Here is a 20,182-nt window from a genome sequence, read left to right as displayed (position 1 = left end):
TGCATGTCTGACGCGCTCTGGGCCGCCCGCCTGGGTGATGCACTCGATCACACCTCAATGATGGCCGACATCCTCGGCGGTGTATTGGAGGTGGCGGCCAACATCGCGATCACCGCCCTGGCGACCGCCGCAGTGGTCGCGGCCACGGGCATCACCGTCGCCACCGGCGGCCTGGGCTGCTTCGTCCTGGGCCTGGTGGTGGGCACCGTCGTCGGCCTGGCCATGAGCAAGACCGGGGCCGACAAAGGCCTGAGCAATTTATGCGAGGGCATCGGCAACGCCCTCTTTCCGCCCACGGTGCAGGCCAACATCCTCACCGGCTCCAAGGACACCTTCACCAACAACATCCCCTCGGCCCGCGCCGCCGGCGCTGTGGTTTCCCATGTCGCACCAGCCGGCACCGAACTGGAAATGCCCGAGCCGGAAGAAGAACCCAGTTACCTGGACATGGCCGGGAATTTCTTCTCGCAGATGTGGCGCCCCACTGTCGCCTCGCCCGCCCCCGGTACGGAGACCCGCCCGGAAGACCTGGTGATCTGCACCAAGCACCCACCCATGCCACCGCAGTTCATGGCCGAAGGTTCGGACAAGGTCACCATCAACGGCCAGCCCGCCGTGCGCAGTGGCGACCGCAGCACCTGCGATGCGACGGTGGTGTCGGCTGGATTGATCTCGTCCAACGTGACCATTGGCGGCGATTCGGTGGTGGTGCGCGAGATCCGCAGCGGCAAGACCCCGGGCGTGGGCTTGGCGGTCACCGCACTGCTGATGCTCAAGGGTGGCAAGGGCAAGTTCTTCAGCAAACTGCCGTGCATGCTGGTGGGCGGCGCGGTGTCCATGGCCGCCAGCAGCGCGGCGAACGCGGCCGCCAACGCCGCCATGGGTTCGTCGAACCCGGTGCATGCCGCCACCGGGGCCAAGGTGCTGGGCGCTGACGAGGACCTGGATTTCGTCTTGCCCGGCATCCTGCCGATTGACTGGCAGCGCGTCTACAACAGCCATGACGAACGTCGCGACAGTTTGTTCGGTGCCGGGTGGAGCGTCGCCTACGAAGTGCAGGTGCAAATCCAGCCCCACCCCGAGGGCGGCGAAACCCTGATCTACACCGACGAACAGGGCCGGCCCATCGACATGGGTTCGATCCCCTTGGGCGGCGCGGTGTTCAGCGCTGGCGAAGGCCTGGCCGTGCGCCGCCATGTGAACGGGCAATTGCTGATCGAAAGCGAAGACGGCCTGTACCGCTTGTTCGAACCTTCGCCAGCCAACCCATCACACTTGCGCCTGAGCCAACTGGGCGACCGCAACGACAACCGCATCCACCTCGACTACGACGACGCCGGACGCCTGGTACGGCTGCGCGACACCTTCGACTTGGTGCACGTCGAGCTGATCCGCGCAGGCGAACGCGTCACCCACATCGAGCGCCTCTACCCCGACCAATCGCGGGAAGTGCTGGTCAGCTACGCCTACGACGCGGCCAACACCCTCGCCGAAGTGCGCGACGCCACCGGCCAGGTGCAACGGCGCTTCCGCTACGACGCCGAGCAACGGATGGTCGAGCACCAGTTGCCCAGCGGCCTGCATTGCTTCTACGAATGGGCCCTGATAGACGATCAGGAATGGCGCGTGGTCCGGCACTGGACCGACGAAGGCGACGCCTACCAGTTCGACTATGACCTCAAGGCCGGCATCACCCGCATCAGCGACAGCCTGCAACGCGTCAGCACCCGGCACTGGAACAGCCAGCACCAGATCACCCAATACACCGACAACCTCGGCCAGACCTGGCTGTTCGAGTGGAACGATGAGCGCCAGATGCTCAGCGCCACCGATCCACAGGGCGGCCAGTACCAATTCAACTACGACGACGCGGGTAACCTGATCGGCGAAACCGACCCATTGGGCCGCAGCGAATCCACCCTCTGGCTCGAACACTGGGCCCTGCCGCTGGTGGACACCAACGCCGCCGGCCACAGCTGGAAGTACCGTTACGATCAACGCGGCAACTGCACGACGGAAATCGACCCGCTGGGCCACGTCACCCGCTACCGCTACGACGCCCACGGCCAGGTCGTGGAGATCATCGACGCCACCGGCAAAAACAAAAAGCTGCGCTGGAACCCGTTCGGCCAATTGGTGGAACACGTCGATTGCTCGGGTTACCCGACGCGCTTCAGCTACGACGCGCGCGGTTACCTGCACACCATCACCGATGCCCTCGGCGAGCGCACCCAATTCAGCTACGACGCCCAAGGGCGCCTGCTCGGCAACCAATTACCGGACGGCCGCACCGAACACTACCAGCGCGACACCGCAGGCTTACTCATCGGCTACACCGACCCGGCCGGGCACACCACGCTCTACCAACACAACCGCCGCGGCCAGGTCCGCCAACGCACCGACGCCCAGGGCCGGCAAGTGCAGTTCACCTACGACAGCTTCGGCCGGCTGCAAGCGCTGACCAACGAGAATGGTGAAAGCTACCGGTTTGCCTGGGATGCAGGGGATCGGTTGACCGAACAACAGGACCTGGACGGCAGCGCCAAGCGCTACGACTACGACCGCCTCGACAACGTCGCGGCAGTGACGGCGATGCCCGCGCCCTACGGCACAGGCCTGGCGCTCATTCCCGAAACACCGCCGGCGCCCATCGTCCATCGCCTGGAACGCGACGCCGTCGGCCGGCTGATCGCCAAGGTCACCGACGATGGCCGCACCGAATACAGTTACGACCCGCTGGACCAACTCACCGCCGTCACTTTCACCGACCTGCAGGGCAACGCCCAGACCCTGAGCTTCGCCTACGACGCCCTCGGTCAATTGCTCGCCGAAAACAGCACCGCCGGCAGCCTGCAGCACCACTACGACGAACTCGGCAACCTGATCCAGAGCCAACTGCCCGATGGCCGCTGGGTCAACCGCCTGTACTACGGCAGCGGCCACCTGCACCAGATCAACCTCGACGGCAAGGTCATCAGCGACTTCGAACGCGACCGCCTGCACCGCGAAGTGCTGCGCACCCAAGGGCAGATCAGCACCCGCAGCGAATACGACCGCAGCGGCCGCCTGCGCACGCGACAACGCCGCCACAGCGGTCAACCCTCGCTGCTGCCGGCGGCGGTGCAGAAACACTTCGAGTACGACCCCGCCGACAATCTCATCGGCAAACTCGACCAGCAACCCGCCGCACAACAGCGCCAGCTACTGCACTACGACGCCACCGGCCGCATCATCGCCAGCCAGGACAGCCTGCACGGCCAACGCGAGACCTTCACCTACGACGCCGCCGCCAACCTGCTGGACGGCCCGGCCCCCGGCGCCGGGCTGGTGGTGCACAACAAACTGCTGACCTACCAGGACAAGCGCTACCGCTACGACGCCTTCGGCCGGATGATCGAAAAACGCAGCGCCAAACGCGGCGTGCAACACTTCGCCTATGACGCCGAAAGCCGCTTGATCGAGGTGCGCAACGACGACGGCAGCGTGGTCAACATGGCCTACGACCCGCTGGGCCGGCGCATCGCAAAAACCGAGCACGACAACCACGGCTACCCGCTGGGCGAAACCCGTTTCACCTGGGACGGCCTGCGCCTGTTGCAGGAACACCGCCACCAGCAAACCAGCCTCTACCTCTACGAAGACGACGGCTACGAACCCCTGGCCCGCGTCGATGGAAGCGGCCCGCTGCAAAAGATCCGCTACTACCACAACGACCTCAACGGCCTGCCGGAACAACTCACCGAAGCCGACGGCCACAACGTGTGGCAGGCCACGTATCGGGTGTGGGGCAACACGCTGGAAGAAGTGCGTGAACCGTATTACATCGAAGAGCAGAATTTGCGGTTCCAAGGGCAGTACCTGGATCGGGAAACCGGGCTGCATTTCAATACGTTCAGGTTTTATGATCCGGATGTGGGGCGGTTTACGACGCCGGATCCGATTGGGTTGGCAGGGGGAGCGAATCTCTATCAATATGCCCCTAACCCATTGGGATGGATCGATCCATGGGGATGGGCACCATGCGGCTCAACGACTAAAAAGTTACAGGCTCACGCCAACGCAGCGAAAAAAGCCGTGTACCGTAACCCTCAACGCTCATTGACTTTAAAACAACGAGCGGCGGTCAAACGCGCCTATGACAGAGGCGACTTCGGACAGGCACGCTCTCGCTACCGGCGCTATGTAGGTCAAAGGATCGATGCCGAATTCAAACGTAGGGTGCTGGCAGATCCGTCGCTTGCACATCTGAATGTCGCTAAATCAGGACAACGCCTGCCCGATGTGTATGATCCGAAAAGCAAGTCCTGGTGGGACTTGACGACGAAGGCTGATTGGAAAAAAGGCACCCATCAACGGCGTTATGGCGATTGGGGCAATGGTTATGAAGGAGTGTTGTGGTGAGTGACAGAATCCCATCAAAAACATTATCTGGCATTGAGCAGGACGGCCTCGTCCTACCTGAAAAAACGCTTTTCAAAAATGAGTTCATTGGTGCCACCAAATTAAAGAACTCAACACTTTCCTACCCGATTTTTGACAACTGTCTATTGGAAAATTGCGAATTCGAGAAAACCGACTTCTCCAACTCAAGATTTTTCAACACAACAACCGTAGTCCAATGCACATTCAGCAATGTCGACTTTCGGGCAACAGGTCTAAGTGACAGCAGATTTGAAAACTGCACCTTCCTGAAGTGCGATTTTCGACAAACCGCACTGGTCGATTGCCACTTCAGCAACTGCACATTCAGCCAATGCAAAATCATTGACAACTCGCTCAACGCAAAAAAAATGACCCATGTTAAGTTCGCTGGAAAGCTCCAAGAAGTGAGCTTCATATCCGACCAGCCGAACACCCCACTGCTTGTCGATTTTGAGCTTTGCAAACTGGATTACGTCACCTTTCAAAACTGCGACCTTGAGAGCATCGTCCCACCTACTGATGCCCAACACATTTTCTTCAAGGACGTGTCAGCACGTGCGAAAAAGGCGCTCGATCACCTATCGTCTCAACCAGACAGCCCGATCAATAAGCTACTGAAGCGACGCTTGCAAAAGCTCACAACACAACGAGGGGCCCTCTTCAATATCAAAAATCTGGAAAGCTATGAAGGCTTGGAGTTTTCATCGCTTTTTATTTCCCATCTCAAGGGCTCTGAATAGCCCCCCGACGGCCGCCCCCCGCACTGGAAAGGCTTAAATAACTTACCCACGAGCCTGTGAAGCGATTGCCTCACGAGGCTCGCTCAGGTCTACGTATGAGTATTGGATTTCAAGAGGACGTTACGAATCCAGAGTCATCAAAAAGGAGCCGGCCGGCCCAGTTGCTCGTTGGAACGTCGAGATTTTGAGCGAAGAAACGCGAATCGACGCAGGCAGGAACTAGACCCAGCGAGGCATTCAAGACCATGATCTTAAAAGAAATTTACCTTTATCCCGACCTGGGCGAATTCAGCGACGAAATCATTCATCCGTTTCGCGACCAAAGCCGATCGATTTGCAATTTCCTTGAGCGCCGGCTGAGTGCAGAAAAATTCGAAACGCCGAACTTCAAGAAAATCTGCTTTGTCGGAACACGCCAAGCCGTCAATGAGCCCTATGTAAACTCCAGCGGCGCGCTCATCGTCAACGTCAGCTTGGATACCGAGCATTATAAAAAATGCACATCGGTAAACGAGCTCAATGAATTCTTTATGAAACTGTTGCTGGAAGGCCTGGAGAAATGCCGCCCGCACATCACCTTGCCCGACGATCTGCTGAAAAACGCGATGGATGAGTTCCGCGGGAACCACTATAAAAACGAGTGGACCTTCAAGCAGAAAAAAATAAAAGGGTCGGACTATGTCTGCGCCCTGGAATGCCAGTTAACCCTCGACTGCTTCCTCATGAACCTTAAGGTCTTGAGGAAAGACACACCGGTACTCGACAAAGAGATTCTGCGAACCGCGCCCGACGAAATAGCGTTCGGTCCGTACCTCAAAGACCTCAAGGAAGAAGGCGGCAGAATAAAAGTCATCGACAAGTCGGGCGTGGCCTTCTACACCTCCACGGTTTCTAGCCTGGACAAACTTTGACAGCTCTTCAAAGGGCGAAATACCGATCGAGCCAACACCACAGGGCCTGATCCGAAACGCAGATCCCGTGGCCAGAGATTGCTCCCGCTGGGCGGCGAAGCCGCCCAAAAAGGCCGGCGCACTCCTACAGAAAAACCGCGGTGCCACCGAGCGAGAACAAGCTCCTTTGCCCCGAATCCTGAGCATTACGAAGGCTTGTTTATTCTCCTTCCGCAACGCCTCCACCAAGCTACGAATCCTTGCGCCATTGCCTACAACTACGCCAGAATCCGCCCGCTTGTGCGCCTTGCTCATGGGTTCTATCGTTTCCCTGCCACTGCCCATCAGTGGTCGGGCTTGGCGGCCCGGTACACGAAAGGCGCAACAGCCCCTCAATATGACTGCGATGCCTCTGGCATTGGCACTCCTATGTTATGGCGGGTTGCGCAAGGATCCCCTCGGGGATGCCGGGTTCCTTTCGTTCCGGTCCGCCAACCTTGTGTAATCCGTCACCCCATCTGCTTGGCGGCAGACGGTGATGGTTCCTCTTACGAAAGGAGCTCCACAATGTTCAAAATTACACCAAATCCCCCCGAAACAGATCGCACCTCTGCGTCCACTCAATCCAAAACGAAGAAACAAAACGAAGCAGAAAAGCGCGCCCTGGATTACTACCTGCTACCGAAACCGGAAAAGTCCGAAGATGCATCCCAACCGGGCCAGCTCTTCACCGTGGCAAAAAACGCCGACAACGAATGCCTGCTCGCCAACCTCAGCGAAAACCTCGCGTCAGCCGACGCGATGATCAGCAACCTGGCCTTCGACCTCGAAGGCCCCCGCCGCCACATCGCCCTTGGCATCCAGCAACTGATCGAACTGAGTTCATTGCTGGCAAACCGAGTGCTGGATAACGTCGATCCACGCTAGCCGCTACACCTCCAACCCGTGGCGAGGGAGCTTGCTCCCGCTGGGTGGCGAAGCCGCCCCCAAACAGGCCTGCGCATTCCTACAGAAAAACCGCATCAGCCGATTTACGACGGCTGCGCCGCCGAGCGGGAGCAAGCTCCCTCGCCACAACAGCAGCCGCAGTGTTCAAAATAAAGGTTGATCATGGCTCATTTCACCATTCAAGAACGTCACCACCAAGACCACACGCCACCCAACGCGTCACGCAATCGAGCCGCCTCCATACGCCGCTGCCCCGGATCAAACGCCAGCGCCATTCGTAGCGCCGGCCAGCAACGCCGGGGCAGGTTGTGCGGCGCCTTGAGCGCGCGCTCCAACCGGGCATCGCGAGCCTGGGTGGAAGGTAACCGCTGGAATGGGTGTTTGCCGCTTGCCAGCTCATACAACACGCAAGCCACAGCGTAGACATCGGCACCCGCTGAAAGGGGCTCACCTTCAAGCAGTTCAGGCGCCGCGTAACCAGGGGTCCAGGCGTTAAGGCGTTCACGGTTCAGGTTTGGCAGGTGCTGAGAAGGCCCTTCTTCAGCCAGGCCCAAACCGAAATCGAACAGGCGCAGGCCTTCTTCGCTCAACATGATGTTGCTTGGCTTCACGTCGCCATGCAGTACGCCACGGCCGTGGGCGTACGCCAGGGCATCCAGCAGCGGCACGGCGATAGCCTTGAGTTCGGGCCAAGGCAGCCCGAGGGGCCGTTCGCAAAGCAATTTGTCCAAGGTCAGGCCACGCATCAGCTCCATGGTGATAAAGGCCCGTCGTTGGGCTGTATCCACTTCGAAGGTGTAGGGGCGCAAGATATTCGGGTGGTGCAATCGCCGCGTCAGGGCGAACTCGCTGTAAAGCAGCGCACTCGCATCGGGTGCCACGTCGAATGCCTCGCTGAGCATCTTCACGGCAAGGTACGGATCGGGATCAGCGAATTGTTCGTGCAGCAGATCCCGCGCGCGGTAAACAACCGCCATGCCGCCCGCCCCAAGCAAGCGTTCAAGGCGATAGCGTCCTGCGAGTATGCCCGGTGTTTCGCTGACGCAAAGCTGGCTGGATGTCACAGTCGGCACAGCGTTGGCGAAGGTGGAATACGTCGGTTGGTTACCCTCTTCATTCACGGGCGGACCACCACGGCCGTCAGGTTATCCCGTGCCGGGCCACGCAGAACGTCGTCGAAAAGATGCTCCAACACCACACGTGGCGAAGCCAGGTCCAAGGCACTGCCAAGGGCTTGCGCGCCAAGGCCTTGGTACAAGCCGTCACTGCACAGCAAAAACGTATCGCCTGGGTGAACATCCAGCTCCAACACCTCCAGGGTCAACTCTGGGGCGGCACCGACCGCGCGTGTCAGTGCCTTGGCCGCAGGATGGGCACAGGCCTCATCGCGGCTGATGTGTTGCGTGTCGATCAGTTGCTGTTGCAGTGAGTGGTCCTTGGTCAGTTGGTACAGTCGTCGACCGCGCCACAGATAACAACGGCTGTCGCCCGCCCAGATGCAGACCCCGCGATTTCCTTCCAACAACAGCGCCACCACAGTGCTGCCGATAATGCCGGGATGATCTTCGGTGACGGTCAGCTCCTGGCTCAGTCGTCGGTTGGTCCAGCGCAGGCATTGGCGCACCGCTTTCGAACGTTCAGCCAAGTCCCGGTAAAGCGGCAGCTCCGTCAGGTTGGCAACGATCAGTTGGCTGGCAATGTCACCCCCCGAGTGGCCGCCCATGCCGTCGGCCACTGCCCACACCCCCTGTTGTGGGCAGTCGAGAAAAGCATCCTCATTACGTGGTCGGGTCTTGCCAGGGTCCGTGCCCGCGGCGCTGTACCAGGGACCGGCCTCCATCAAAGCTGCACCGGCAGGCGAAATGTGCGCAGCACGCTCATGTCGAAAGGGTTCGGCGTACGTTGGCTCGTCAGCAAATAGTTGGCGCGCAGGCCACCCAGGTCCGCCTTCAATACCCGGACATCGCGCCCGGTAAGGTATTCGCTCTGCATCAAGTCGAACAACCGAAACAACGACCACGGCCCGGTATTTTTCTCGATGCCCACGCCTCGCCCAACCATTTTGTCCAGCACTAGGGCGGTTCGACCATTCTGCGCGTCGCTTGGCCAGGTAAAAGCTACCGGCAGGATCGGACCGTGGCGGTATTCAAGCATCTGGTCACCGAAACGGAATTCAGCACGGCTTACCGCCGGGTCCAGAGTGTACGGCTCAAGCTTGAACTGTACTTGCGGCTCGGTCGGGTTTTCGGCGAAAAAGCTCCGGCGAATGGTGTGCGCTGTTGCCATTTGATCGAGATAGACCCGGGACATCGGCAAGCTCTGACCTTCGATGCTACGCAGACGGTAGTGTCCCGCGGAGCCGCTGATGAAGGGTTGCAGGTAATTGTCGAAGAATCGATCGACTATGCCCTGGTCCTTGAAAAACTCACGGAAGTCATTGAGCGCGACGTCGCTGGCACTGTGGGCACTGAACGGGTATCGCTTGTTGATCGCCTTGCCGTAAAAGCTGTACAGCTCGCTCTGATAACGTTGGTTCAGGTAACGATAAGAATCATTGAGTACCAAGCGCCAGCTGTCCTCAGCCATCACGTTGAACCAAGCACTGAGCGGCCGCGGCAGGCGGGCAGACGCACCGCGCAGGTGACTCAGCGCATCGCGCTGGCCGCCCATGCGGTGCCTGGCCAGCTCGAACGCCGCTTGTTCCGGGGCACTGGCGCGAGCCAGGTTCGCCAGTTGCAATTGCACCTCATCAACGGCCCGCAAGGCCTGGACCAGATCAGCCGTCGGACCATTGTCCGGGTCCAGCAGGCGATGCAGCGGTTCGAAACGTCGTCGCAAGGATTTTTGCGCGGTGTCCGGCAGGTTTTCGGCCAAGGATGCAGAGGCTTTCCCAGCCACGGCGGAGAGTTTTGTAACGGCATGTCCAGCATTCCCTGCCGCTCGCGTCAGGTCGTCGATTTGCTCGGCAACAGCCTGGATTCGAGTGTGGTCGCGCACTTGCACCAGCATCCGCAGAATCGGCGAGTGAGCCGAGGTCAGCCCCGCAAGTTGCTCGGCGCCCTCACCTGCATTACTGATGGTTTGCAGAGCGACCTGGCCGACCGCTTCGCTCCAGTGGTCGGCATAATCACGAAAATACAGCTGTTCGAGTTCGACCATCAGGCGACGCATGTCCATGCGGCTGAGGCCCTCGCCTTCACCCAGGACCCAATTGTCCCGCAGTAATTCGGTGACCAAGGCCGCGCCTTGAACCGAAAAGTAGCGTTCGTAACCCTGACGGGTATAGAAACCGGGAATCACACGGTCCGTGCCGACCAACAACGCACCTTGCGAGCCCAGGTGTTGGCTGAGTCGATATTGCGGCAGATGGCTGGCCTGTTCGTGCAGCATTCTGTACACGACGGTTGCCAGGGACTCACGGCGCAAGGCTTCCCGGGCCTGGGCCACCAGCGGTTCGTTGAGAGCATGGATAAAAGGCAGCTCCAACAGGCGCTCGAGGTGGGCATTCAGGCCCTCCTGTAGCGCCGTGTTGCCGGGGTAACGAAGCGACCCATCGTTGGCCAGCCAGTCCTTGAGCCAGGCAACATCGCGACGCTCTTGCAGGCCCAGCATCAAGTACGCGCGCAGGCTGTTGAGCAGTTGCTCACGGTCATTCCAGTTGTTACGAACATGCGCTTCCAGCCTCTGCGCAACCTTCGGCAACAGTCGCCCCTGTAAATCACGCTCATAGGCGTTAGTCACCGCAGGGTTGCTCGCCTCGCCCTGGTATAGGCCGACACGTTCATGCAACGGCACCGCCCTGTAGGGTGGGAAAACCTGGGTGGCCTCGAAACGGATATCCAGTGATTCGAGCATCGAGGTCCAGTCATCAGCATTCGCCTGGACCGATTGCTGCTGGTCCCAGCGTTGCGTCAGCGTACGCAGACTGTCCAGTCGCTCGTGGTTGGCCGAAAAACCGTGCGCCCACAACAGCCCACACAGGCCAATGACCGTCAGCGCCCCGAAATACATAACTCGCTGCCCCCAATGGAGACGACGGCGCTCGCGCTGAACGAGGTCGGTCAGATCGGCTTCCGGAAAAATCACCCGACTGATCAAATGCTTAATGAACCGTGAGCGCCCACCAGGTGCGGTATTGGTTCGACCCGATGACGATGCGCTAGTCAGATAGAAACCCCGCAACGTACCGACGCTGCCGGTAAACGCTTGCTCAACCAGCAGACACAGGCTGGTGCCGAGTTGTCCAAGTTGGTGAGGAAAATCAAGCATGCAGCTACGGCGCAGCGGGTCGCGCTCCTGATGCATGCGCATGATCACCTGGCTGTTGAGGCGATGCAGCAGCGCCTCGAACTCGGCACGTAACACGGCCACATCACAGCCACGCTGGTCCCGACTGAAACTTGCACCCAATACCTGGTCGTTTTCCTCGCGAGTCAGTGAGTCAAAGAACTCGTTGAAACCGGGCACGTTGTCCGCTTTGCTCAGGACCAGATAAACCGGGACATCGACGTGCAGTCGCTGTTGCAGTTCCTGCAGGCGGCCACGAATCTGGCGGGCCAGCGTAGTCACTTCGTCCTCGCTGCCGAGCAACAGGACCTCGGTCGGTACCGTCACCAGTACACCGTTCAACGGACGACTGCGGCGACGCTTGCGCAGCAGTTCGAGCAATACGGCCCAGACGCTGCTGTCGACATCACTATCCGTTTGGGTCAGGTAGCGCCCGGCAGTGTCGACCAACACGGCGTGCTCGGCAAAATACCAATCGCAATAACGGGTCCCCGATGTGTCGCCGATTGGCTTGCGCTCAAGCTTGTTGAGGGGAAACTCCAGGCCCGAGCGGTCCAGCAGACGGGTCTTTCCGCTGGCAGGCGGGCCGATCATCAGATACCACGGCAGATCGTTGCGCCAGCGTTCGCTGCGGCCGGGATAAAGGCTCGATGACCTTAGCGTGGATAATGCCTGCTTGAAGCGCGAGCGCACTTCGCGCTGCTCATCCTCAATCCTGGCCAGATGCAGGGCACGAGCCTGCTCGGGGGCGTTTTGCTGGAGATTCGTGCTTGAACCGCCGCGCCCACTGACGAAAACCATGGCCAGGCCCCAGCCCAGCAGAAGCACGCTGACAGTCAGCAACCGCGCCGTCGGGCTTGCCCAGAACTTGTAGTCATTGACGGCCAGGAGTGGCCCGGCGAACCACACCAGCAACGCGATACAAAGCACCGCCAGCAGCGTCCAAATCCACGTCTGGCGCCCCCAGGCACCGGCTTTCCTGAAAAGCAATTTCATGACACGTCCCTGTTTACGGCAGCGGCTGAGCGGCGACCGACTCTGACAGTTGATAAGGTTGCAGTACGCTTCGGCGTTGCTCGCCCAATACCCAGGCGAAACTCGAGTACATCACCCCCAGGCAGACCAGCGTAAAAACCGCCACCGTCCAGGCCGGGACAATGCGCACCGGGTTGCGTCGCGCGCCATCGTAGCCTTCCCAGCGAGGCGACAGTTCACGAGGGATATCGCCGCGTGCCTGGCAGATCAGCCGATACAGAGCATCGCGCCGACTTTCGAGTTCGAGCGTCCCACGGGTCTGCACCCGATACTTGCCCTCGAAGCCCAGGGACAGGCACAGATACAACAACTCGAGCATCGACAGGTGCTTGATGGGGTTTTTCGACAAGCGCTCAAGCAATTGAAAAACCTTCTCGCCGCCGAAGGTTTCGTTGTGGAAAGTGCTGAGCAGGCTTATCTGTGACCAACCACCTCCACGGCCCCACGGCGTGGTGACGATCGCCTCGTCGATCGCTGAGCAGAGCACGTACCGTGCTGCGATCAACTGACTGTTTTCAACGCCGTCCTGCAAGGCACAGGCTTCGAACTGCTCCAGGCCTCGCCTCAATTCCCCTTTAAGAGCTTGCAGATCCTCGCGTTCGCGGCCGTGCTTGAGTTGCACCATTTGCGACAACAATCCGGAAGCCGCCGCGACCAGCGGATTGAGGCTGACATTGAAGGCCTGGGACCGCGGCAGGTGCGCGGCGTAGATCATTCGCTCTTGTAACTGTTCGAAACGCGGCGGCGCAGCAGCGTTGGTCAAGGGGCCGGAAGCAGGACGTTGTCCATGGTGGTCGAGCAGGACGGTTGTTTCGTCCTGGGGATTTTCCTTATCCATTTCGTTCAATTCCTGATGGCCCAAAAATTCAGTTCAAGCTCGGCGAAATCACCGCACACATGGAACGCGAAACCTGCCGAGCGCTTAAGTTGCGCCAGGTCTTCGGAGCTGGGCTCCAGGATGAAATAGGTTTTGTTGGCATGGAATGCGATCTGCCGCGGAGCCACAGGCAGAGGCCTGATCTTGATACCGGGCAGATGCAGGTTGACCAACTGGCGGATGCGCTCCACCGAGCCAACCTTGAGGTTCGACGGCAGTCGATGGCGCAACTCTTCGCTGTCACAGTTGGCGCTAGCCGCCAGTACGAATGAAGCCGTATCCAGCAGGGTGAGGTCCTGCATCGGCGAGACGGTGATTCCATATTGGCGCGGCTGCAATTGCAGTTCGATAGCGTGCTGCTCGAGCACCATCGATAGCACCTGGCGGATCGCTTGCATCAGGCTGCGAAAACATGCGCCCTGGTCGCTATGCTGGTAGCGGTTGGTGCGTGGTGGGCGCTTGCTGTCACTGGAGAACGTCGCCAGTTCACCCAACAGGGCCAGTAGCATTCGGTATAGCGTTTCGGGATGTACTTGCTCCAGGTCCAGATAATGACGCAGCAACAGTTCGCTACGGTTGATAAGCTGCAGCATCATGAAATCGCCGACTTGCGCACCACCGGCCTTGCCATTGAAACGGATCCGCTCGGCAAGGCTGTCACCCCGATGGGCAAGCATGCCGATGATCTCCTTGAGACACGACAACAAATAATGGGATGAACGAGCCTGGATGAAGGTCGGCACAAAGTCCGGGTCGAGCCTGATCACCCCATCGGCCGTGGTATCGAGCACCTCACAGAGCTTGAGCTTCACAAACGCATGGTCGCTCTGTTGCTCGCCCAACAGCAGGCGCAGGTTTGGCCGGCCACAACTGATCTGGCTCCCGCCGGAATCGCCGGCATTGGAGTCGGTCACCTGCGCGTCATAGATGGTGTAGCGCGCCAGCACGTCAGATTGCTCCGGACGACGGGACTCGATGTGATTGCCGGTCACCAATGGCAGCGCGAGGTAGATCGGTGCATTGCTGGTATTGGACGGTACCTCCAGGACCAACGGCTCGGTGTTGCCACCGAGCTCGAACAGACTGCCGTCCGGCAGGACCCCACTGGCCTGGCTGACCACCAGTTGGCCCATGTTGAGAAATTGCAGGTCGATTTCCAGCGCCAGGAATCCCCAGGCGTAACTGGCCAGCAACCGGGTACGAACCTTCAACTGGTGATCGAAATAACGATCGTTGTGTTGCAGATGTTGTGGACGCAACAACATGCCTTCTTGCCAGATGACTTTATCGTGATTCATCGGTCATCTACCTTGGCCTGTCTTTCAAGCATGTTGGCGATCCCATCCTGGTCGAGAGTCAGGTTCGCTTCGGTCAACTGCGTCGCAGCCACTGGCAGTGTGTAGCGCCAGCGGGCGTGTGACAGGTCTCGGTACGCCGCGAGTATGCCGACGTAACGGCCATCCCCAGTGATACCGAGCCTGAGCTCGACGGTTTCACCTGGGCGCAATTCCAGCTCTTCGCTGGAAATCAGGTCGGGGGCCAATGTTTCCCTCCCGCGCTCATAGAGGCTGAAGAAATCCGAGTTTTCAAAGGCCACCGGATGCCTGAGTTCGAACAACCGCACCACCACTGGCGATGGCCGCCCATTGAGGTCGGGGTTGAGCTGATCACTGGTCGTCAGGGTGAGGTTGAGCTTGGTCATCGTCGAAAAGGGCGACAACGTGGTGCACCCCCCCAGCAGCAGGGTCACGGCCAGCGCCGTCAAAGTCTTGAACAAGTGCATCGTGCAGTGCGACATGGACGTCATCCGTGGTGATCGATTTGCAGGCTGGCAATCAGACGAACCTGTTCTTCATAGGTCTGGGCCAGGCACAGTTCGCCTTTCAACTCCGAGCGAGTGCGCAAGCTCTGCTGCAAACCATGGATGCTCTGCTTGAGCAGCAGCGCGGCGTTGATCGCCAGGGTTTCGCGGGCCTCCCTATCAAGGCTGTCGTGATCCACGCCCAGGGCAATAGCGAAGCGCTCCCAAAAATCTTCGCGCGGGTGATCGACAGCGTTGGCGGGCGGGATGGGCGCAGGCCTTGATTCAACGAGCTCTTCGACCAACTCCGGCACCAGCAGGCTTTCCGTGTCGATACGTGCATAATCTGGGCGCCCAAGGGCGTCTGGTGGTACGGCAGTGGGATTGATCAACTCATCGATGTCCAGCAGGACCCGCTCCTGTTGGTCCAGTGTTTTCAGCGGGTCGAGTTCCAGAAAGGCATCGTCCGGAATGAGACTGTCGACCGGCGTTGAGCAACCGGCTTCGGCAACGCTGTTCGACGGCCCGACCACCAGCCGCGCCAGGACCTCGAATTCGCCCATGATGTAGGCGTCTCCGTCCTGTATCCGTACCGGTTCGCCCTTGGGCAGGCGTACGCCGCTTTCGCGGTGGGTCGTACCGTTGCCACTGGTATCGGTCAGGAAAAACGCACCCTCACGGAAGCTGACCTGCGCGTGACACTTGGACAGCAGGCGGTCGCGGTCAGGGATCATCCAATGGCAACCCTCGCCCCGACCGATCACTCCGCCGGCCGGTCCGAAGGTCTTGTGAAACAGCCGTACAGGGACGAACTGGTTGGCGTTCAGCATTTCGAAAACAAGATCCATCTATTTAAGGCTCCTTGGATCACTTACCGCGATTGACCGCCTGTGGATCACCCAGGGGGCGATAATCACTGTCGTTGAATTTGTAGTTGCCACTACAACCGCCGAGGACAAATGACACGAAGAGCGTCAGCAGGACGGCTCGCCAGGGGAAAACAGGCATCCAAATTTCTCCAGAAATGAAAGGACCGGGCTGGAATGGCTACGAACAAGGCAAGGATCAATCATTGAAATCACTACGCTGAACGTTCAGCCGCGTAAGGCGATAGATCAGCGTGCGTAGCGGCAAGCCAAGTTCACGGGCGGCACGTGCCTTGTTGCCTGAACTCTCACGCAGGCCATCGATCAGCAGGCCACGTTCGATCTGCTCCATCCTTTCACGTAGGCTCACGCGGCCCCGTTCGGCTGGGGTCTGGATGTGTAGCGCAAAATGCTCGACAAACAGTTCGCCGCCCTCGCACAAGAGCACGGCCCTTTCTACGATGCTCTTGAGTTCACGGACGTTTCCTGGGAAGTCGTAGGCGGCCAGGTGATCGAGCGCAGCGTCTGACCAGCGCACCGGATCACGCTGCAGGAGTGTGCAAGCCTTGTCGGCAAAATGCCGCGCCAGCTCAATGATGTCGCCGTCGCGCTGGCGCAACGCCGGTAGCGGAATTGGAAACTGCGCAAGACGGTAATACAGGTCTTCGCGGAACTTGCCTTCCTCCATCAGTTGCTTCAGGTCGCGGTGGGTGGCGGCAATGATGCGCACGTCGACATGGTGAGTGACGTTGGACCCCAACGGCCGGATTTCGCCTTCCTGCAACACTCGCAACAACTTGGCCTGCAGGGATAACGGCATATCGCCGATTTCATCGAGCAGCAGCGTGCCGCCGTTGGCCGCATCGAACAGCCCGGCTCGGTCCCGGTCGGCACCGGTGAACGCCCCCTTGCGATAGCCGAAAAGCTCACTCTCCAGCAAGTTCTCGGGGACCGCTGCACAGTTCTGCACGATAAATGCCCTGGATCGACGCGGGCCGTAATCGTGGAGGACCCGGGCCACCACCTCCTTGCCGGTACCGGTTTCACCCCGCAGCAGGACGGTGTAGGGGCTGTTCAGTACTTTACTGAGCAATGAGCAGGTCTTGCGCATGGCCATGCTCTTACCAATCAGGCCGTAACTGATGGCACTCGGCAGGCTTGTGGTATCACGTACCGACTCGTCGACAGGACCGCGCAGGCGCTGTAACAGATGCATCTGGCCAAGCGCGAAGGTTCCAAGATGTCTCAGGGACTCAGCGATCCCTTGCAGGTCGAGGTGCTGATTGCTGGCGCATAGCAACAAGCCTCCGACCCCATCCTGCGGATTGCCCAGGGGAACGCAAAGCAGCGACTGCCAGGGTGTGGCCCGCGGCGGCAGGAAACCGGTTTCGTGCACGCTGTCGCTTAACGCATCGAGGCACACCACACGGTTCTGGCACAGGGAAAACTGCAACAATTGCTCAGCGTGGTAGTCGGAAGGCAGGTTTTGCGGGTCACGAAATTGCAACTGGCCATCCAGGCTCTCGGTATTCATTTCCAGGCGGGTGCGAGTGACATCGAGCAGGTACAACTGCACGAGTTCACAGCCACTGAGCCGCGCTACGCCCTGGATGAACTTCCCCACCAGCTCAGCACCGTCCGCCAAGCGCGAAAGATCGGAAAACTGCGCCAGAAGCGCTTCGGCATAGTCCAACGGTTGCGAAAGTTTCTTGAACATGGCGACCACCTCAGGAGAACTCACACGCGACGCAGGCATCGCCGTTGAGCACGGCGTGTACGTGCCGTAGCCGTTCACCACCGGCCATGGCGGCGAGCAACCGGTCGACAATCAGCGGCATCAGGTGCAGGTCAAGCAATTGGTCAATCAGTCGTGCGCCACGATCATTACGACTGCAGCGCTCAACCAGGTGATTCACAAGGTGCCCGCAATAACTGAAACCCAATTGACGACGGTGCAGCCGCTCGCCCAAACGGTCGAGTTTGACTTCCACCAGTTCACGTAACACCGGCCCGCTGACCGGGTAGTACGGAACCACACACATGCGCGCCAACAGCGCGGGCTTGAAATGTTGACTGAGTATTGGGCGAATGGATTCTTCAAGGCATTCGGCACTTGGTTTTGCGCCGTTTTCGCACAGCTCGTTGATGCGTTCGCTGCCCAAGTTCGACGTCATCAGGATCAGCGTGTTGCGAAAATCAATTTCCCGCCCTTCTCCGTCGTTGGCCAAGCCCTTGTCGAAGATCTGGTAGAAAAGATTCAACACATCCGGGTCGGCTTTTTCGACCTCATCGAGCAACACCACTGAATAGGGCTTTTGCCGCACGGCTTCGGTGAGCATGCCGCCTTCGCCAAAACCGACGTAGCCCGGCGGCGCGCCAATCAGCCGGGAAACCGTATGCTTTTCCTGGAATTCGGCCATGTTGAGCGTGGTGATAAAGCGATCACCGCCATAGAGCAGGTCGGCCAGGCCATGCGCCGTTTCAGTCTTGCCGACGCCACTGGGTCCCACCAACAGGAATACCCCCACCGGGGCGTCGGGTTTGCTCAGGCCCGCAGCGGCAGCACGCATCGCACGATCAAGCGCCCGCACAGCCGGCTCCTGACCACGAATACGAGCACGCAGTTCCGTTGCGAAACTGGCGACTTTCAAATTGTGCTCTCGCGCCAGTTGTGCCAGCGGCACACCGGTCCAAGCACTGATGACCTCGGCTACCAGTCGCGGGCAAACTTCGAAGCTAACCAGGCGTTCATGGACTTGCGCAGCCACCAACGTGCCGTATGTTTCATGCAGCGCCGCTTCCAGGGCTTCGACGCTGAGGGGGTGATCCACCGAGGCTTCCCGTGCCTTGGCCAATTGCTGACGAAGCGACAGCAGGCGTTCCGCAAGAATGCGTTGCTCAGTCCATTGGATTTCCAGCGTTCGGCGCTCGTCTTCGATGGCCTCCAGACGTACCTCCAGCGCTTCCAGTGCCTGAAGATCAATCGAAAGGCCGGCCTGCGCATCACGGCGCAACGCTTGGCGCTGGCGCTCGCCTTCGGCCCACTCGCCGCGCAATCGCTCCAGGCTTTGCGGCGCAGCGGCCAGGCTGATGCGCACGCGGGCGCAGGCAGTGTCCAGCACATCCACAGCCTTGTCTGGCAACTGACGACCAGTCAGGTATCGGGCCGACAATTGCGCCGCCGCGACCACCGCATCATCACGCAGGTAAATGCCGTGACTGTTCTCGTAGACCCGCGCCAGGCCACGCAGGATGGTCACTGCCTCACTGACGGTCGGTTCGTGCAATTGCACCGGTTGGAAGCGACGGGCCAGGGCCGGGTCCTTTTCAAAATATTTTTTGTATTCGGCCCAGGTGGTGGCCGCGATAGTACGCAGCTCGCCCCGGGCCAATGCCGGCTTGAGCAGGTTGGCCGCATCGGCGCCCCCGGTGTTGCCACCCGCGCCAATCAAGGTGTGAGCCTCATCAATGAACAGGATGATGGATTTTGGCGAAGCCTTGACCTCGTCGATCACCCCTTTGAGACGACGTTCGAATTCACCTTTTATGCTGGCGCCGGCCTGCAGGAGCCCCATATCCAGTGAAAGCAGCTCGACGCCTTCGAGCGCTGAAGGTACTTCTCCAGCGGCGATGCGCAACGCCAGTCCCTCGACGATGGCGGTCTTGCCCACCCCAGCTTCACCGACCACAATTGGATTGTTTTTGCGGCGACGGACGAGAATATCGATCATCTGCCTGATTTCACCGCCGCGACAAAGCACCGGGTCGAGTTGACCCTCACGAGCCTGCCGGGTCAGGTCATGGGTAAAGCGCGCGAGTAGGGAATCACCCGGCTTGGCGGAGTGATCGACGACCGATTGAGTCTGTTGCGACAAGGCGAAATCTCTCAACCGATCGGCACTCAGTCGGGTGAGCAGCGCCTGGTAAGCACTCCCCGCATAGCGAAGAGGGTTGCGCAGCAACGCCAGGATCAACGCGGCTTGTCCGACCTGGCTGCAGCCCAGCTCGAGATTGGCCACCAGCAGTGCATCCTGCAACCATTGCACCAGCTCTGGGGCGAATACCGGATTGCGCGAAGCACTGTGTTCCATCCGTGGTTGCAGCGCAGCGCTCAGTTCATCTGCGCTTACCTGGGCATCCTGCAATGCTCGCGCTAGCAGCCCCTGCGGACGCTCCAGCAAGCCCAGCATCAAGTCTTCCACCAGGACTTTGTCTGCGCCACGGGCGACGCATCGCTCGGCCGAGCGCTCCAGATCACTTCTGGTTTCGGCGTCCAACGCCTGAATCAGTTGCTGAAGGTCTACGTTGATCATGTC

14 protein-coding genes are annotated in these 20,182 nt (G+C 59.7%); 4 read left to right on the top strand and 10 right to left on the bottom strand.

The genetic code is table 11. The features are described 5' to 3' along the window. Positions 1 to 3: 3 nt before the first annotated feature. The 4 genes from TK06_RS21640 to TK06_RS21625 all read left to right on the top strand — a co-directional run bounded on the left by TK06_RS21640 (position 4) and on the right by TK06_RS21625 (position 6,979). On the top strand, positions 4 to 4,401 hold the full coding sequence (locus TK06_RS21640; RefSeq protein ID WP_086936693.1) for an RHS repeat-associated core domain-containing protein: 4,398 nt from the start codon (positions 4 to 6) through the stop codon (positions 4,399 to 4,401). Next, entirely contained in the window at positions 4,398 to 5,162 is a 765-nt protein-coding gene (locus tag TK06_RS21635; protein WP_203417388.1) for a pentapeptide repeat-containing protein, read from the top strand. The genes TK06_RS21640 and TK06_RS21635 overlap by 4 nt, the downstream gene beginning before the upstream one ends. Positions 5,163 to 5,407: 245 nt before the next feature. Further along, a complete protein-coding gene (locus TK06_RS21630) occupies positions 5,408 to 6,073 on the top strand; it encodes a hypothetical protein (protein ID WP_063323755.1) in 666 nt (221 codons plus the stop codon). A gap of 546 nt (positions 6,074 to 6,619) precedes the next feature. Next, on the top strand, positions 6,620 to 6,979 hold the full coding sequence (locus tag TK06_RS21625; protein WP_063323754.1) for a DUF6124 family protein: 360 nt from the start codon (positions 6,620 to 6,622) through the stop codon (positions 6,977 to 6,979). A gap of 209 nt (positions 6,980 to 7,188) precedes the next feature. Here the strand turns inward: TK06_RS21625 and TK06_RS21620 are convergent, their stop codons facing one another. The 10 genes from TK06_RS21620 to tssH are packed head-to-tail and all read right to left on the bottom strand — an operon-like array spanning position 7,189 to position 20,179. Continuing rightward, positions 7,189 to 8,121, bottom strand: coding sequence for a serine/threonine-protein kinase (locus TK06_RS21620; RefSeq protein ID WP_063323753.1), 933 nt, complete (start codon positions 8,119 to 8,121; stop codon positions 7,189 to 7,191). Beyond that, entirely contained in the window at positions 8,118 to 8,843 is a 726-nt protein-coding gene (locus TK06_RS21615; RefSeq protein WP_063323752.1) for a PP2C family protein-serine/threonine phosphatase, read from the bottom strand. Before TK06_RS21615 ends, TK06_RS21620 begins: the two co-directional genes overlap by 4 nt. After that, positions 8,840 to 12,283: a type VI secretion system membrane subunit TssM gene (gene tssM, locus TK06_RS21610; protein WP_063323751.1), complete on the bottom strand. Its 3,444-nt coding sequence runs from the start codon at positions 12,281 to 12,283 to the stop codon at positions 8,840 to 8,842. The genes TK06_RS21615 and tssM overlap by 4 nt, the downstream gene beginning before the upstream one ends. A gap of 13 nt (positions 12,284 to 12,296) precedes the next feature. Then, on the bottom strand, positions 12,297 to 13,160 hold the full coding sequence (gene icmH, locus TK06_RS21605; protein WP_063323750.1) for a type IVB secretion system protein IcmH/DotU: 864 nt from the start codon (positions 13,158 to 13,160) through the stop codon (positions 12,297 to 12,299). A gap of 5 nt (positions 13,161 to 13,165) precedes the next feature. Then, on the bottom strand, positions 13,166 to 14,497 hold the full coding sequence (gene tssK / locus TK06_RS21600; protein ID WP_063323749.1) for a type VI secretion system baseplate subunit TssK: 1,332 nt from the start codon (positions 14,495 to 14,497) through the stop codon (positions 13,166 to 13,168). Continuing rightward, the gene (tssJ, locus tag TK06_RS21595; protein ID WP_063323748.1) at positions 14,494 to 14,997 is read right to left on the bottom strand and encodes a type VI secretion system lipoprotein TssJ; all 504 of its coding nucleotides are present in this window, start codon (positions 14,995 to 14,997) and stop codon (positions 14,494 to 14,496) included. Before tssJ ends, tssK begins: the two co-directional genes overlap by 4 nt. Before the next feature lie 5 nt (positions 14,998 to 15,002). Then, positions 15,003 to 15,848, bottom strand: coding sequence for a type VI secretion system-associated FHA domain protein TagH (gene tagH, locus TK06_RS21590; RefSeq protein WP_063323747.1), 846 nt, complete (start codon positions 15,846 to 15,848; stop codon positions 15,003 to 15,005). Positions 15,849 to 15,867: 19 nt separating this feature from the next. Continuing rightward, positions 15,868 to 16,008 carry a hypothetical protein gene (locus TK06_RS21585; protein WP_063323746.1) on the bottom strand — a complete coding sequence of 47 codons (141 nt, stop codon included), beginning with the start codon at positions 16,006 to 16,008 and terminating at the stop codon, positions 15,868 to 15,870. A 57-nt stretch (positions 16,009 to 16,065) separates the two neighbouring features. Then, a complete protein-coding gene (locus TK06_RS21580) occupies positions 16,066 to 17,583 on the bottom strand; it encodes a sigma-54 interaction domain-containing protein (protein ID WP_063323745.1) in 1,518 nt (505 codons plus the stop codon). A gap of 10 nt (positions 17,584 to 17,593) precedes the next feature. Further along, positions 17,594 to 20,179 (bottom strand): type VI secretion system ATPase TssH, encoded by a 2,586-nt coding sequence (tssH, locus tag TK06_RS21575; RefSeq protein WP_063323744.1) that lies wholly within the window; start codon positions 20,177 to 20,179, stop codon positions 17,594 to 17,596. Between the last annotated feature and the right edge of the window lie 3 nt (positions 20,180 to 20,182).

The organism is Pseudomonas fluorescens (assembly GCF_001623525.1).
Taxonomy (GTDB): domain Bacteria; phylum Pseudomonadota; class Gammaproteobacteria; order Pseudomonadales; family Pseudomonadaceae; genus Aquipseudomonas; species Aquipseudomonas fluorescens_Q.
Note: the sequence above shows the minus strand (reverse complement) of the source record. Positions and strands in the feature narration are given on the sequence as shown.